Consider the following 15096-nt stretch of genomic DNA (forward strand, 5'->3'; position numbering starts at 1 on the left):
GGGGAAATTTTGAGTGGTGTTTTCAGGTAACCACTTCATTACCTTATTATGCTAGACCCTAGCCCAGTCAGGAAGATAGAGATCCGGGACAGGACCGTCTTGACCACCTTTTGCAACTCTTGCTTTGATATAATCCTCCAAAGCATTAGCTTGAAGCAAATCAAACGCAGTTGCGACGATAACCGTCGTCGCAAGCCACTCAAGAGCTAGGCCACCTGAGATATCAATCTCAAGCGGAGTGCCATACCACGCATCCCCCATTGAAGTTCGGCGTAGCGGTATAGACTCAGAAGCAGAGGTTTCACCACTACCAAGTCCGTAGGCAATAATCTTTCCAAGCGTGGTCGAATTCCGCCTCCCGATAAGATGGAGCACGTTTTGAAAAACGTGTTTAGAGAAATCCTTTACGCAAGAATGTTTTTTTAAATCATCATTAGTGATTTGGAGCTCACCCATGATGTTCTTCGTCACATTGACGATGTACTCCTGATCCAACCACTTCTGTTGACGGATTCGAGTCGCGTAAAGTGGTAAGGACTTTGTTTCTGTTAATGTTCTCATATTTATCTCCTTTCGAGAGATTTCCCATTACCTTTATGGATCATGCTTCCGATTCAATTGTCGATGGACATATTATACTCCTATTTAATGACGATGTCAAGCGTTTGTATACGGCTCTACTAAGCCATTAACATAAATAACACGGAAAATTCCTACTCTAAATTGCCTCAAATTGACACCTATGCTATACTGTTGTCGTTACGTATCTGTTCGCCCACCGGCGAACTTATTTGTTAAAAGGGGCGATGTTTAGTGCAAAGTGAAAAGTGCAAAATGCAAAATTTTAGTTAATGGTTAATAGTTATTATATTCAAATACTATCTAACTCAAAAACTCAATAACTTTTCACTACAACTTTGCATTTTGCACTTTTCACTTTGCACTTACAATACAATTTAATAAAAACAAAAACCCGCAACCATATTTCAGATTGCGGGGTGTGAAAGCTTGAACTTCCAGTAAGTCAGAGTGTGTAAACAACAAGTTTCTTCTTTGATTGTTCAATTCCCCCAAGGATAGCTTCCACGTCTGCACCTTGCATCCTACCGAAGAATCCGGAACCCATCAGTACGACAGCAATTTCCTCATCGTCGGGCGCCTCGATTTTATCGAGACATTCCCGAGCGACGCGTGGTGTGTCGTTCCAACCACCCTTATCAAGCGAATGGCAAACCAGAGCATAGTAAGTCTTCTCACCATCCTTACGTATGAGCACTTCGCCGAGTTGATTTCCACCAGTACGAATAAGTTCCGACCATTTTATTCGCAAAGATACCTGTTCTGCAAACCCATCGTCATTATCACCCTGAGTGTTGATTGCAAAAGCGATATGCTTTTGTGGCGCCAAGAATATGTCTCCTTTAACTCTATTTACAATCATTCATTTACCCGTCCTTTCTTTTTTATTATAGTTTGACTATAAGAGTAACTCTAAAAGCATGTTTTTATGCCATTAGAACCACTTCTAACAAGCCTCTCAATGAACTCATTATTTTTCATAACATATCATCCTACTTCAAACTTGTCGAGTATTTTGTACTAGATGAGTACATGCAATTGATTGTTGAACTCGGGAGAACTGAATTCAATAAGTATATTATAAATTAAGACCCTTACACTTCACTAATAACTTCAAAACCACTAAAGCTTCCAGTTATAGCGAGACCAATTACAGTATCTGCTATATTTTGACTTTTTATTTTTCTGGCCGTTTCATTCAAAGTAGCGCCAGATCCCAGAGCATCGTCTATGAGCAAAATGGTTTTGAACTTCCTAGACTCATCTAGAATGATTGTGGACTTAGCATTCTCAATACGATCCTCTAGTTTAGTAAGAGTCTTCTGTGGAACAGATATTTCTTTTTTCACCTTTACCAATGAAATGACCGGAACAGAAAGATTGAGTTGTCTTTCTATCTCTTTCATAAGCTGTAACTCTCTTTTAACAGTCGGAGGAATATAGCCAATAGCATCTACTGACCATTTTTTTATGAAAGATTCAATACGTGGCTTTATCTCACTTATCAATTCACGAATAAGTTCCTTGCTCTGACTTTGTTTTGCATAAAGCAAAATTTGACCGAGTTTTGTCTTACCAAACCTTTCTATACTATAAAAATCCAAATAAAAAACTTCGTCAAGGAATACTTCTTTGAATGTATGTTTAATTTTATATTTACCATCTATAAAACCATCTTTTCTATACTCGGAGAATTTCTTGTACGACTGGACGTAATCATTGGCTGTTTTTATAGGATTCTCATTTCTCTTATTGCACCATTCTATAAAACCTATAATTCCTTCTTTCCTTTCTCCGCTTGGGGATATGAGAAGAAAATTTTCATTTATAATCTTCTCTGTTTTCTTATCAAAGATGATTTCGGAAATAACATCCTTTTTTATGTCATTAATAAAATAGTACACTTTTGGAGGTGTACCTCTTTTGTGCACAAGATTTTGTTCCAACAAATTAAAAAGTTGTTTTCTAACTGCTCTAGTTGTAATACCAAGAAAATCAGCCAGCTCATTACCTGACGCTTGACCTTTATCTTTTATATAATTAATAATTTTTTCTGATGTCTTCTGGTCCATGGAACAAGTATAGCATAAAAAGTTCCTAGTTCCTAGTATACTAGGAACTTTATGATTCTAAATATACAGAAGATTTTCAAGCCTACACACCAAGCCGGCAAAAATTGCCTCAAATTGACACCTATGCTATACTGTTGTCGTTACGTATCTGTTCGCCCACCGGCGAACTTATTTGTTAAAAGGGTAAAAATTTAATAAAAACTAAATATAACAACATGTTTGATCTAAAAGTAATAAACTCCGTAGTACAGCAATTGGAAGAAGAGCGTGGTATTCCCCGCGAAAAGACTCTTGAAGCCATCTCTATGGCCTTCGCAACAGCCTACAAAAAGGAATACGGCAAAAAAGGACAGATAGTTCGCGCTTCATTTGACCAAAATTCTGGAAGTGTAGAATTCTGGCAGGTTAAAATTGTAGTTGACCGCAACCAAGTCATCATGGAGGGTGATGAGGAACATCAGGAAAATCTCAAAGATACAGCCTTGGAAGACATCAAAATCCGTTTCAATCCAGAACAACACATGTTCATTGAAGACGCTCGCAAAATAAAGAGAGACGTTGTTATTGGTGATGAATTGGTATTTCCTCTAGAAACCAAGGCTGACTTCGGCCGTATTGCCGCTCAAACAGCAAAGCAGATTATAATCCAAAAGATTCGTGAGGCTGAAAAAGTCTCTGTTATGAGTGAATATGGTAAAAAAGAGGGTGACATTGTCGCTGGTATAGTAGAACGCGTAGAACGTGGCGTTGTATATATAGACATGGGACGTGCTGTCGGTATTATTCCTTACGAGGAGCAGATTCCTAGTGAACGCTGGAAAACTGGAGATCGTATCCGTGCTTATTTGTACGCCGTAGAAGAAACACCAAAAGGCATTGTTTTGAAACTCTCACGTGCTCATCCAAAATTCTTGGCAAAACTTTTTGAAACAGAGACTCCTGAAATCGCTAGTGGTGTAGTAGAAATAAAAACTATTGCCCGCGAAGCTGGTTCACGTTCCAAGGTTGCTGTCATCTCTCATGATGCCCATATAGATCCTATTGGTTCTATGGTTGGACAAAGAGGTGTTCGTGTTACAACCGTTACTAGTGAACTCTCTGGTGAAAAAATAGATATCGTAGAATGGAATGAGGATCCTGCTCTGTTTATTGAAGAATCTTTATCTCCTGCTGAGGTTGTCTCTCTTGAACTAGATGAAAAAGAACATCGTGCAATAGTCACCGTAACTGAAGATGAACAATCTCTAGCTATCGGTAAGGGTGGTCAAAACGTTCGTCTAGCCGCAAAGCTTACTGGTTGGAAAATTGATATCAAATCAATTGGTGGAATTGAAGATTTGAAAGTTGGCGGTGAGGACGAAGAAGAGGCTGAAAAGAAATAATTGGATTAAAATTTATAAGACAAAAAAGAGGCAGTGAGCCTCTTTTTTGTTTGTGTATAATTATTTTCTTAAATAATTACTAACCCACTCCTTTAATTCCTCAAATCTTTTTTCATCAACTTTTGTTTTCTCAATATTTTGAACATATTCAAGAGTTATTTTCATATTCTCATCAAATTTATCCATCATGGCACCGTTTTGAACTCTTACATCTTCTTTGAATTGATCGAAGTTACGGTTTAAAGCGAGGAGTTGTCTATCTATACTGTCAAAACGCTTATCGTAAGCAATCAACCTTGTCTCTGTTACCTCTCTAAAATCTCTCATATCTGCTACAAAATCGTTAAATTCCCTCTTGGAAACATAATCCAAGAGCTGATGTTTTGGAACCAATGCTGTATCGGTTTTTATCATTTTGAAATCTTTAAATTAATTCTGATAATGTAGGCAGGTACGTGAATTATACCACCTCAAAACTTTTTGCAATCTATTCAAAATAATTTTTTTGTTTGGTAATGGAGAAAATGTGACGAAAAATCCGTCACATTTTCTTTTTACTTTAGAGACACATCTCGCGCGTACACATTTGTAAGCCAAATAAAACTGCCCGACAAATCAGTAACGATTCGTCGGGCAGATAAGTAAAGCACTCCTTTCCAATTATTGATCGTTTCCAATCAGTGACATTCCTCGGTACCAATGAAAACCGAGGCACTGCTCGTTTAAATCTAACACATGTTCCTCACCTGCGAAGTTGGCGAAGTCATTGCGTTCAATCTTGTTTACGTAAGTGAAACGTTCACCTCGAACAAACACTGGTCCGCGACCGCCGTAAAAACGACGCTCAGTGACATATGCTCTATGTAAACATGATTTCAGGAAGGGTATCGCAACATTTGTGTACCAGCCTCCGTAGTGCATAGTCCAGACAGGATCTTCTTTGTACCAAATTGTCGTAAGACCAGAACTTAGATTTGAAGATGGCGTCACAAGATAGATATCAAGTACACGGAAATCTCCAAAAACAAATGGAATTGCTTTGGAACCTGGAAACTCCGAAACCTCAATCTCTTGAACGTTTTGCGCCCAACCTACTGCCATAGCATTTAAAAAAACACCATGGACAAACTTTAATGATATTGGTTGCATAATAACCTCTTTTCTATGTTAATTTTTATGTGTCAAAAAACTACTTACTCTCTATCTTATATCACAAATAACTCACATGTCAAGAAGCAAATCATTCAAATATCTGCTAGAATCTCGCGTATTGCTACAAATTAGCAGCAAATATTAATAATCACTATAAATAACATGCATTCGTCCGAAATATTCGCCCTCGTTGCTTCAATCGTCGCCATCGTCTACGGCCTATCATTGGCCGCTTCAATCATGAAGAAGCCAGCCGGTAACGACAAGATGAAAGAGATTGCTTCCGCTATTCAAGCCGGGGCAAAAGCTTATTTAAATAGACAATACCGCACAATCACTATGATCGCTGTCGTATTGTTTATCGTCCTCTGGATTTTCCTCGGTATCCAGATTGCTCTAGGATTCGTAGTTGGTGCCGTATTATCTGCTTTGGCAGGTTATATCGGTATGAACGTCTCTGTTCGTGCAAACATCCGTACAGCCGAAGCTGCACGCAGTGGCTTGGCATCAGCCCTATCTTTGGCTTTCAAAGGTGGTGCCGTTACTGGATTACTAGTAGTTGGTCTTGCTCTTCTCGGAGTAACTGGCTTCTATGTTATTACAGGAAGTGTCGCTTCTCTCATCGGTCTAGCTTTCGGTTCAAGTTTGATTTCAGTCTTCGCCCGTTTGGGTGGAGGTATATTCACCAAAGCCGCTGACGTAGGTACAGACCTCGTTGGTAAAGTTGAAGCTGGTATTCCAGAAGATGATCCAAGAAATCCTGGAGTTATCGCCGATAACGTAGGAGATAACGTCGGTGACTGTGCAGGTATGGCAGCTGACCTCTTTGAAACTTACGCTGTTACTACTATTGCTGTCATGATGCTCGGTGCAACTCTATTCCAAGGTTTCAACGGTGCTCTCATGTATCCTCTTGCTATCGGTGGAGTCGCAATCTTCGCTTCTATCATCGGAACATGGTTCGTCAAACTAGGTAAATCTGGAAACATCATGGGTGCTATGTACAAAGGCCTAGTCGTTGCCGGAGTTTTGTCTGCTATTGCTTTCTACCCTGTTACAAACGTCATCATGAAGGGTAACGGTTCTTATAGTGTTCTCAATCTATTCGGCGCAACTATCATCGGTCTCTTGGTTACAGGTTTCCTCGTAGTTATCACTGAATATTACACATCAACAAAGTACAAACCTGTACAATCCATCGCCAATGCTTCTGCTTCTGGTCATGGAACAAACATCATCCAAGGTCTAGCTATCTCAATGAAATCCACAGCTTGGCCTCTCATCACCATCGTTGCTGGTATTCTAGCTGCTTACTACTTCGCTGGACTATACGGTATCGCTGTTGCTGCTATGAGTATGCTTTCTATGGCAGGTATCATCGTTGCTATTGATGCTTACGGTCCTATCACAGACAATGCTGGAGGTATCGCTGAAATGGCAAATCTTCCACAAGCAGTTCGTGATGTTACAGATCCTCTAGATGCAGTCGGAAACACCACCAAAGCTGTCACAAAGGGCTATGCTATCGGTTCTGCTGGTCTAGCTGCTCTAGTTCTATTCGCCTCATACACAGAGGCTACCGGCGGTAATTTCGCCTTTAGTTTGAGTGATCCAAAAGTTATCGTCGGTCTCTTTATCGGAGGACTTCTACCTTACTACTTCGCCGCTCTATGTATGGAAGCTGTAGGTAAGGCTGCTGGTAAAGTCGTTGATGAAGTTCGTCGTCAATTCCGTGAGATCCAGGGTATTATGCAAGGCACAGCAAAGCCTGATTATGCAAAATGTGTTGACATCGTCACATCTGCAGCTATCAAGGAAATGATCGTACCAGCTCTCATCCCTGTTCTCGCTCCTATCTTGGTTGGATTTATCCTCGGACCGGTCGCTCTCGGAGGTTTGCTCGTAGGTTCTATCGTTACAGGACTATTCGTAGCCATCTCTATGACATCAGGAGGAGGTGCTTGGGATAATGCAAAGAAACATATTGAACAAGGTAATCATGGAGGAAAAGGTTCTGACGCTCACAAGGCAGCAGTTACCGGTGATACTGTCGGCGATCCTTACAAGGATACAGCTGGTCCAGCTATCAACCCAATGATCAAGATCTTGAACATTGTCGCTCTATTGATCGTCGCTTTCTTGATGTAATCTTACTTACAACTAGAATTAACAAAAAACTGTATGCACAGCGCATGCAGTTTTTTGTTTTCAACCATGGTAGAATAGTTCTCATCGTTAACAATTGTAATTACAATAATATATACAAATATAATATGAAAAAAGATCCCATTTATTCAAAAACCCTCAAAACAGTAACTATCCTAACTATTGCGATTTTCACAGTTTTATTGATCAACAATCATGCAACGAAGGCTCAAACTATCGTTGATACAACTTCCGCAACAAGTATTGGTAATACCCTAAATGGTGTCCCAGCCACTAATACAGCGAATATCAGAGAGAAGCTCCGTGCTGATCTTGAGTCAAAAGCTCAAAACCTCAAAATCAATCAGGAAACCAGAAATATCTTGACAGAGAAACGTATTTCAGCGACAACCTCATCTGTTTCCAATAATTCTACTTCACCACGAATCGTAAATACGATAAATAAGCCACCTCAAAATCCAGCAGAATTAAAAGCTCGTCTAGAAAACGAGAGACGTCTAGGGGCTTCTACAACACCTATGATGCGTCGCGATGGTCAAGAAGATGAACGAACTACTATTCGTCAAAAGAAGGAGAATGTTGCCAAGCAACTTGAAGTTGCTGTCAAAAATCTAACAGAATTACGTAAACGCATTGGTTCTAGAATAGAAAAAGACCAACAAAGTGGTAGAGATATGACAAAAGCAAAACAACTTTTAGGTATTGCTGATACAAAGTTGATTCAATTAAAAACTTCAATGGATACTTTAAAAGCTTACTCTACAGCTTCAACAACAGATTCCACCAACTTGGATTCAGCACGAAAACTTATAAATGATGTTCAAAAGACTATAAAATACACTCATCAATCTTTAAATGATGTAGTTGTTGCGATTGCTCAGGCAATGGGATTGAAAAATGGCACGGCTTCTTCTACAACAGCACAATAATTAATAACCCACATAATTAACAATTTTTAATAAAAACATGGAACCAATACAAAAACAGTACGTACCAAGTCAACCAGCTCCAACGCCAACACCAGCACCAGTACCAGCTCCAACACCAGTTCAGCCCTCAACCCCAGTCCAACCATTTACAGCCCCAGCACCAATCCGACCTTCAACTCCGATTCAACAGCCTACTCCAACAAATACCGTTCCACCTATTTACACTGCAAATAATGGAAATGTAGTAAAAAATACCCCAAAGAAAGTTGGACCTATTGTTGCCGGACTTGTGGTCATTATCATTTTGATAGTTGTTGCTTTGTATATACTAGCTTCAAGAGTAAATCAGCAATCTACACCAGTAGATAATACAACAGCAATAAACGACCTCATTTCAACAGATACAACACCTGTAGTCACCGAGACTCCAGCGGAAATCAAGCCTGTAACAGGAACATCAGACGATCTCCAATCTCTCCAAGCAGATCTAGACACTTCCATTGAAGGTGTTGACGCTCAAAGTATTTAACAACCTTACTCTCTCGTTACCGTTAAAAAATCCTTTGCAAGTTTGCAAGGGATTTTTTAGTGCCACAATCGCAAGAACATTCCTTTTGAAAACCTGCGAGACTCGCTCCGTTTATTTTCTAAGTAAAATGCTCAGGAATTACGGAGGACTAATCGTCCTCTCGTAATTCCAAGGACATTCGCATTTTACTAAGAAACTAAAACTGCGCTCAGACAGGTTCTCGGTTTTCAAGAGGAATGTTCTTGCGATTGTGGCACTACCATCAACACCTTGCCAACTTGTCCCCTATTCGTTAGACTGGCTTTCATGACAAATAAATCTTCAACCCCAAAAGAAGCGGTGAAATCATATAGCACCGCTGTTACAAAGAGTTTGGCCAAATCTCAAATTGAGATAAGTGCTTCCATACCTACCGAGGTTTGGGAAAAATTCCGTAAGCAAGCATTAAAAAATATAAATGAATCTGTCACTGTAGATGGATTTCGTAAGGGTATGGTTCCAGAAAACGTACTTGTTTCCAAAGTCGGTGAATCAGCTGTGAACGAAGAAATGGCAGAACTTGCCCTTTCAAAAGCTTATATTGAAATTCTGATTGATAATAAAATAGACGCTATCGGTAGACCTCAAGTTCAGATTACCAAACTAGCAAAAGGTAACCCTATAGAATTCAAAGCTATCACTGCCATCGTCCCAGTCGTCACATTACCTGATTACAAAAAGATTGCTGAGAAAGAAGTAAAGAAGGACTCCAAGAATGAAATCAAAGTTGAAGAAAAAGATATTGAAGATGCTATCTTGAAAGTTAGAAAGTCTCACGCTTCTCATGAAGGTCATGATCACAAGAAAATGTCTCCAGAGGAACACGAAAAAGCTATTATGGATTCCCTACCAGAATTCAATGATGAATTTGTAAGATCTTTGGGAGAATTCAAAGACATAGCTGAATTCAAAGAAAAAATCCGTGAGATGATCGGTTTAAATAAAAAAGATGAAGCTCGTGAAAAACTTCGCATTCGTATAGCTGATGCTCTATCAGATGCAACAACTATTGAAATACCTGACATCATGATCGAAACCGAACTCAATCGTACTCAAGGTCAATTTGAAGATGACATAGAACGCATGGGTGTAAAACTAGAAGATTATTTGAAGCATGCAAAAAAGACCATAGAAGAAATAAGAAAAGAATGGTTACCTCATGCCGAGAAGAAAGCAAAACTACAACTTATCTTGAATGCCATTTCAGATGCCGAGAAAATAAAACCTGATCAAAAAGAGATTGAGGCCGAAGTTGCTCATATAGTAGAACACTACAAAGATGCTGATAAAGAAAGAGCTGCTGTATACGCAGATACAGTTCTAACAAATGAAAAAGTCTTTCAGATGTTAGAAAAATCTGGGGAAAAAGAAAGCAAGAAATAATAAATACAAAAAAACACCCTGAACTTGTCAGGGTGTTTTTTTGTGAAACTTACTACCTGATGAAATTACTATTACTCAAGCACTACCCTGGAAAGGGCAGCAATGACAGCGGTTTCTGATCGTAGAACTTGATTACCTAGACAGACTATGTCCATATTATTTTTGTGAAACAGCTCAATTTCCTTTTCAGACCAACCTCCTTCTGGACCAATGAAAATTCCAACTAAACTAGTCTTTACGGCATTATTCGTTAACTGGTAAGTCGCAAAATTCAAACCTTCTGTATGAAAAACCAAACGCTTTAAATTCACAGTACCAGACGTCGCAAGAATCACATCTTCCAACTTCATAATTTGACCAATTGTTGGGACATCACTTCTACCACTTTGTTCACTAGCTTCAATTGCAATTTTTTTCAAACGTTCTTCATTCAAAGATTTCTTCTCACTACGTTCTGCCATAACAGGAATAATATGAGTTACACCCAACTCTGTAGCTTTCTCAACAATCCATTCAAAATTATCTTTCTTAACGAGAGCCTGATAAAGATAAACTTCTCTCTTTGGTACAAAGCGACTTGGTTCTGATTTTATAACTTTCAAAGCAACGGCTTCTTTCTCTAGACCAACAATCTCACATTCAAAATCAAGACCAGATCCGTCAAAGGTAATTACCATATCACCTTTCTTCAAACGAAAAACTCGCTGAATCTGATTTACCAATTCAACAGAGTTTACCGTGATTTCGGTTTTGACACCGATTTTTTCTGAAATGTAAAAACGATGGAGTCTCATGATTTCAATATTTCAATTATAACTGTAAAGACTTGGAAATTTGAATGCGATTCTAGGAGCAAGCGAGGCTTGTGACTAGGCTGTATGAATAATACTGCCTAGTCACAAACGAGTGAAGCGACAACGAAGCGCGTCAAATTTACAAGTCTTACTTCTTGACTGATGTAACCTGATCGACTAACCCATACTTCTTAGCTTCTTCTGCGTCCATGAAGAAATCGCGATCAACATCCTTTTCAATCTTCGCCAAAGTCTGACCTGTATTTTTTGCAAGAATCTTATTCAACATCAAGCGAGTCTTCAAAATATGTTTTGCACTGATCTCAATATCAGAAGCCTGACCTTCTGCACCACCCAAAGGCTGGTGAATCATAACTTCAGAATTTGGTAAGGCTATACGCTTTCCTTTTGTACCAGCAGAGAGAACTAAGGCTGCACCCGATGCCGCAAGGCCAACACAAACTGTAGAAATATCATTTTTAATATGTTGCATCGTATCTATGATAGCCAAAGTCGCTGTTACAGAACCGCCAGGAGAATTTACATAAAGAGAAATCTCTTTCTTTGGATCTTCGGATTGTAAGAATAGAAGCTGAGCAATTACCAAGTTGGCAGTATGGTCATCTATAGGCCCGCCAAGAAAAATGATGCTATCTTTTAGCAAACGAGAATATATATCATAAGCGCGCTCTCCAAAACTTGATTTTTCTATTACTGTTGGTATTAACATGGTTTTATATGGTTACTATATGATTCTGTATAATTATTTGGCTTTATTGACATACGATACATCATGTGACATCTTTTTTCAAGTACGAAAAACTAGACAACTGCCCTCCTCTGTTATAAGATACAATTGTTACTAAATTTTAATTTTGATACCGTTTTTTCCGAACTTGGCGTGACGTTCAAACTTATGAAACAACTTACAATTCAGATCCAGCTAAAAACTCATATGTTACTTTCACAATAGTTCGCAAAAGGCGGATCCAATCCGTATATGTCACTCAAACTAGTCGCACTTTACCTCTCCATCGCCGGAGTTGTCGGTGTGGCTGTCGGATATTATCTACGACTGATCATCTCATTGGGCAAAAAGGGTTCTATGGAACTTGAGATCAAGGAAATGCTCCTTGCTGCCAAAGAGGAAGCAAAAAAGATCACCGCTGATACCGAAGCCAAAGCCGCCAAAATTCACGACGATGCAAAGATAGAGATCAAAGAGAAAGAAGATAAGATTCATCAAACCGAAGATCGTCTCGTAAAACGAGAGGATTTATTGGACAAACGTCAGTCAGATCTAGACAAAGAAGTAGAAATGATCAAGCAACGCGTGGCTGAAATAAAGGCTATTCGTGAAAAAGCCGACAAAATGGAAGAAGATCGTAAGTCTGCTCTAGAGAAAATAGCAAAATTAACGTCAGAAGAAGCCAAAGAACAACTCATCAAGCTCGTAGAAAAACAATCCGAAGAAGACTTGCTTGTTCGTATGAATAAGTTAGATACTCATGGCGAAGAAATGTTAGATCAAAAAGCTCGAGATATTTTGGCTATATCTATCCAACGTCTTGCTTCATCAGTTGCTCAAGATGTCATGTCTACTTCCGTAGAGATTCCTAGTGATGATGTCAAAGGTAAAATCATCGGTAAAGAAGGTCGTAATATCAAAGCTTTTGAACGTATCACCGGTGTTGAAGTCATGGTTGATGATACTCCAGGAGCTATTACTATTTCATCATTTGATCCAGTTCGCCGTCATATCGCAAGAATAGCTCTTTCAGAACTCATCAAAGATGGTCGTATTCAACCAGCCAAGATTGAACAGGTTGTAGAAAAAGCCAAACAAGATATCAATAAAACCATAAAGGAAAAGGGTGAACAAGCTGCTTATGATTGCGGTATTATAGGATTAGACCCTAGAATTCTCCTTATTCTAGGCCGTCTCCATTTCCGTACTAGTTACGGTCAAAATGTCTTGCAACACTCCATAGAAATGGCACACATCGCAGGTATGATAGCCGAAGAACTAGGTGCCAATGTTCAAGTTGCAAAGGCTGGTGCTCTTCTACACGATCTAGGTAAAGCTCTAGACCATGAAGTTGCTGGTACTCACGTAGACATTGGTCGTCGTATCTTGCAAAAGTTTGGTGCATCAGAAGAGATCATCAAAGCTATGCAAGCTCATCATGAGGAATATCCTTACGAAACAGTTGAATCTCGTATCGTCCAAACTGCCGATGCAATTTCCGGAGCTCGTCCCGGTGCTCGTCGTGATAACATTGAAAATTATTTGAAGAGACTCGGCGATCTAGAAGCTCTAGCTAATTCATTCCCTGGTATTGAAAAATCTTACGCTCTACAAGCTGGCCGTGAAATAAGAATATTCGTTAAGCCAGAAGAGATCAATGATGTCGCAGCCAAGGAATTAGCTCGCAATATAGCCCTCAAAATAGAAAAAGACTTGAAATATCCTGGTGAAATCAAAGTTACTATCATCAGAGAAACAAGGACTATTGAGTTCGCTAGGTAAAAAACGAGGTCCGACCTCACAGAAAAATACCCCTAGAAAATCATTCTTCGGGTATTTTTTGTGAAAAAATGGTATAATATAGCAATGAATAAGCATTGGTCAGTTGATGAAAAAGAACTTGTCAAGAATCCAGAGGCACATACCATCTGGAAGCTTGAGCAACGTATAAACTGGGGTATCGGTGAGAAAATCATGAGTAAAGTTGATTTACTTAAATTCTGGGATCGCCTAGATATAGATCCTTGGAAACGCAAGGCTCTCGCTCTTGCATTATTTGCATAATTTCTAGCTTACATAAACATGCAGTCAATTCTCTCCAAGAATCAACAGAATTTGCTTTCAATTCTTGCCAAAGAAAGCCTGATAACCGACAATTTCTATTTAACTGGCGGTACCGCTTTGACAGAATTTTATCTCCACCATCGCCTATCTGAAGACTTGGATTTCTTTTCCGAAAATGAATTTGATCCACAAGCTATTTCTACACTATTTAAGAAAATCCAGAAAAGTGCTGGTATTAAAAAAGTCTCCTATGAGCAAAGCTTTAATAGAAACCTATTCTTTTTAGAATTGGAAAATGACTCTATAAAGACAGAATTCACCTATTTCCCTTTTGCAAGAATTGACCTCAAGCAAAAACTGGATGATTTATCAGTTGATAGTTTACTAGATATTGCCGTAAATAAGGTTTTTACCATATACCAAAAACCTCGTTCTCGTGATTTCATTGATTTATACTGCATATTGCAAGAGAAAAAGGACTGGACGATTGATGATCTAGCCAAAAAGGCTCAAGTAAAATTTGATAATTTCATTGATCCCCTACAGCTTGCCGCGCAATTCGTCAAATGCCAAGAATTGAAAGATTACCCTACGATGATTAAAAAGATTGATGAAAAAGACTGGCAATCATTTTTTATGAATGAAGCCAAAAGACTTTCAAGTGGTGAGGTAAGGTAGGTACTAATATTTTACTTTTTAAATTTAATTCAAAAAAATTCAAGAACAAATTGGCTATATATGTCAATAGTATAACTCCTGTTGCTTATAATACGGCTTACTATATAATTATAGCCACGGTTCGAGACTCGTCCCGCTCTCCTCTCGGAGATAGTGGTGCGGGGCGGGACCAGTTAGTAATTTATTAAGTAATAAAAACAACTATGAACAAAGCAGGTATTGTAGATGCAGTTCACGCAATCCTCGGAGGAACCAAGGTTCAAGCCGAGCAAGCAGTCGAGACAGCCATTAATAGCATCATTGATTCACTCAAGAAGGGTGATGAAGTATCTATCGCAGGTCTCGGTATCTTCTCAGTAAAACAGCGTGCAGCTCGCGAAGCTCGCAATCCTCGCACGGGTGAGGCCATCAAGGTCCCAGCTATGAAGGTTCCAAAGTTCCGCGCCGCAAAGGCCCTCAAGGACGCAGTTAAATAGTAGCTCTGTAAGGCTATTACAAACAAACTCAATAGGATCACCAAAAGTCTTCTTATTGTTATCGAACAAAAGACCGCCTTAACAGCGGTTTTTTGTTTGTACAGT

16 protein-coding genes are annotated in these 15096 nt (G+C 39.1%); 9 read left to right on the forward strand and 7 right to left on the reverse strand.

Annotated features, from left to right (window positions below; genetic code table 11):
- Nucleotides 1-51 precede the first annotated feature (51 nt).
- The 3 genes from WCS89_02700 to WCS89_02710 form a co-directional block, all read right to left on the reverse strand.
- Nucleotides 52-561 (reverse strand): hypothetical protein, encoded by a 510-nt coding sequence (locus WCS89_02700; GenBank protein MFA6554397.1) that lies wholly within the window; start codon nucleotides 559-561, stop codon nucleotides 52-54.
- 463 nt (nucleotides 562-1024) lie between these two features.
- Complete coding sequence (locus tag WCS89_02705) at nucleotides 1025-1441, reverse strand: hypothetical protein (GenBank protein ID MFA6554398.1); 417 nt, start codon at nucleotides 1439-1441, stop codon at nucleotides 1025-1027.
- Nucleotides 1442-1673: 232 nt separating this feature from the next.
- On the reverse strand, nucleotides 1674-2651 hold the full coding sequence (locus WCS89_02710; protein MFA6554399.1) for a winged helix-turn-helix transcriptional regulator: 978 nt from the start codon (nucleotides 2649-2651) through the stop codon (nucleotides 1674-1676).
- Nucleotides 2652-2866: 215 nt separating this feature from the next.
- On the opposite strand from WCS89_02710, the gene nusA reads away from it, so the two are divergent.
- Nucleotides 2867-4033 (forward strand): transcription termination factor NusA, encoded by a 1167-nt coding sequence (nusA, locus tag WCS89_02715; GenBank protein ID MFA6554400.1) that lies wholly within the window; start codon nucleotides 2867-2869, stop codon nucleotides 4031-4033.
- A 60-nt stretch (nucleotides 4034-4093) separates the two neighbouring features.
- Here the strand turns inward: nusA and WCS89_02720 are convergent, their stop codons facing one another.
- Nucleotides 4094-4447, reverse strand: coding sequence for a hypothetical protein (locus WCS89_02720; protein ID MFA6554401.1), 354 nt, complete (start codon nucleotides 4445-4447; stop codon nucleotides 4094-4096).
- 246 nt (nucleotides 4448-4693) lie between these two features.
- Entirely contained in the window at nucleotides 4694-5182 is a 489-nt protein-coding gene (locus tag WCS89_02725) for a DUF5680 domain-containing protein (protein MFA6554402.1), read from the reverse strand.
- Between the two features lie 165 nt (nucleotides 5183-5347).
- Here WCS89_02725 and WCS89_02730 point away from each other — a divergent pair, with 165 nt between their 5' ends.
- From WCS89_02730 to WCS89_02745, 4 genes are all read left to right on the forward strand, one after another.
- Nucleotides 5348-7333: a sodium-translocating pyrophosphatase gene (locus tag WCS89_02730; protein ID MFA6554403.1), complete on the forward strand. Its 1986-nt coding sequence runs from the start codon at nucleotides 5348-5350 to the stop codon at nucleotides 7331-7333.
- A 125-nt stretch (nucleotides 7334-7458) separates the two neighbouring features.
- Nucleotides 7459-8280, forward strand: a complete 822-nt coding sequence (locus WCS89_02735; protein ID MFA6554404.1) for a hypothetical protein — start codon at nucleotides 7459-7461, stop codon at nucleotides 8278-8280.
- A 37-nt stretch (nucleotides 8281-8317) separates the two neighbouring features.
- Nucleotides 8318-8809, forward strand: coding sequence for a hypothetical protein (locus WCS89_02740; GenBank protein ID MFA6554405.1), 492 nt, complete (start codon nucleotides 8318-8320; stop codon nucleotides 8807-8809).
- A 306-nt stretch (nucleotides 8810-9115) separates the two neighbouring features.
- Nucleotides 9116-10231 (forward strand): trigger factor, encoded by a 1116-nt coding sequence (locus tag WCS89_02745; GenBank protein MFA6554406.1) that lies wholly within the window; start codon nucleotides 9116-9118, stop codon nucleotides 10229-10231.
- Between the two features lie 71 nt (nucleotides 10232-10302).
- On the opposite strand, the gene WCS89_02750 is transcribed toward WCS89_02745, so the two are convergent.
- Both WCS89_02750 and WCS89_02755 read right to left on the reverse strand, forming a co-directional pair.
- Nucleotides 10303-11025, reverse strand: a complete 723-nt coding sequence (locus WCS89_02750; protein MFA6554407.1) for an RsmE family RNA methyltransferase — start codon at nucleotides 11023-11025, stop codon at nucleotides 10303-10305.
- Between the two features lie 148 nt (nucleotides 11026-11173).
- Complete coding sequence (locus WCS89_02755) at nucleotides 11174-11755, reverse strand: ATP-dependent Clp protease proteolytic subunit (protein ID MFA6554408.1); 582 nt, start codon at nucleotides 11753-11755, stop codon at nucleotides 11174-11176.
- A 270-nt stretch (nucleotides 11756-12025) separates the two neighbouring features.
- Between WCS89_02755 and rny the strand changes: the two genes are divergently transcribed.
- From rny to WCS89_02775, 4 genes are all read left to right on the forward strand, one after another.
- Complete coding sequence (gene rny / locus WCS89_02760) at nucleotides 12026-13555, forward strand: ribonuclease Y (GenBank protein ID MFA6554409.1); 1530 nt, start codon at nucleotides 12026-12028, stop codon at nucleotides 13553-13555.
- An 84-nt stretch (nucleotides 13556-13639) separates the two neighbouring features.
- On the forward strand, nucleotides 13640-13837 hold the full coding sequence (locus WCS89_02765) for a hypothetical protein (GenBank protein MFA6554410.1): 198 nt from the start codon (nucleotides 13640-13642) through the stop codon (nucleotides 13835-13837).
- 18 nt (nucleotides 13838-13855) lie between these two features.
- Complete coding sequence (locus WCS89_02770) at nucleotides 13856-14515, forward strand: nucleotidyl transferase AbiEii/AbiGii toxin family protein (protein ID MFA6554411.1); 660 nt, start codon at nucleotides 13856-13858, stop codon at nucleotides 14513-14515.
- Between the two features lie 203 nt (nucleotides 14516-14718).
- Nucleotides 14719-14991 carry an HU family DNA-binding protein gene (locus WCS89_02775; GenBank protein ID MFA6554412.1) on the forward strand — a complete coding sequence of 91 codons (273 nt, stop codon included), beginning with the start codon at nucleotides 14719-14721 and terminating at the stop codon, nucleotides 14989-14991.
- The last annotated feature ends 105 nt before the right edge of the window (nucleotides 14992-15096 follow it).

This window comes from Candidatus Paceibacterota bacterium (genome assembly GCA_041666915.1).
Classification (GTDB): domain Bacteria; phylum Patescibacteriota; class Minisyncoccia; order Phycocordibacterales; family PALSA-1337; genus C7867-002.

Coding starts and splice junctions, on each gene's coding strand:
- WCS89_02755 (MFA6554408.1), bottom strand. CDS start 11,755: ATGTTAATACCAACAGTAATAGAAAAATCAAGTTTTGGAGAGCGCGCT.
- WCS89_02700 (MFA6554397.1), bottom strand. CDS start 561: ATGAGAACATTAACAGAAACAAAGTCCTTACCACTTTACGCGACTCGA.
- WCS89_02745 (MFA6554406.1), top strand. CDS start 9,116: ATGACAAATAAATCTTCAACCCCAAAAGAAGCGGTGAAATCATATAGC.
- nusA (MFA6554400.1), top strand. CDS start 2,867: ATGTTTGATCTAAAAGTAATAAACTCCGTAGTACAGCAATTGGAAGAA.
- WCS89_02710 (MFA6554399.1), bottom strand. CDS start 2,651: ATGGACCAGAAGACATCAGAAAAAATTATTAATTATATAAAAGATAAA.
- WCS89_02765 (MFA6554410.1), top strand. CDS start 13,640: ATGAATAAGCATTGGTCAGTTGATGAAAAAGAACTTGTCAAGAATCCA.
- WCS89_02750 (MFA6554407.1), bottom strand. CDS start 11,025: ATGAGACTCCATCGTTTTTACATTTCAGAAAAAATCGGTGTCAAAACC.
- rny (MFA6554409.1), top strand. CDS start 12,026: ATGTCACTCAAACTAGTCGCACTTTACCTCTCCATCGCCGGAGTTGTC.
- WCS89_02705 (MFA6554398.1), bottom strand. CDS start 1,441: ATGATTGTAAATAGAGTTAAAGGAGACATATTCTTGGCGCCACAAAAG.
- WCS89_02775 (MFA6554412.1), top strand. CDS start 14,719: ATGAACAAAGCAGGTATTGTAGATGCAGTTCACGCAATCCTCGGAGGA.
- WCS89_02735 (MFA6554404.1), top strand. CDS start 7,459: ATGAAAAAAGATCCCATTTATTCAAAAACCCTCAAAACAGTAACTATC.
- WCS89_02770 (MFA6554411.1), top strand. CDS start 13,856: ATGCAGTCAATTCTCTCCAAGAATCAACAGAATTTGCTTTCAATTCTT.
- WCS89_02720 (MFA6554401.1), bottom strand. CDS start 4,447: ATGATAAAAACCGATACAGCATTGGTTCCAAAACATCAGCTCTTGGAT.
- WCS89_02725 (MFA6554402.1), bottom strand. CDS start 5,182: ATGCAACCAATATCATTAAAGTTTGTCCATGGTGTTTTTTTAAATGCT.
- WCS89_02730 (MFA6554403.1), top strand. CDS start 5,348: ATGCATTCGTCCGAAATATTCGCCCTCGTTGCTTCAATCGTCGCCATC.
- WCS89_02740 (MFA6554405.1), top strand. CDS start 8,318: ATGGAACCAATACAAAAACAGTACGTACCAAGTCAACCAGCTCCAACG.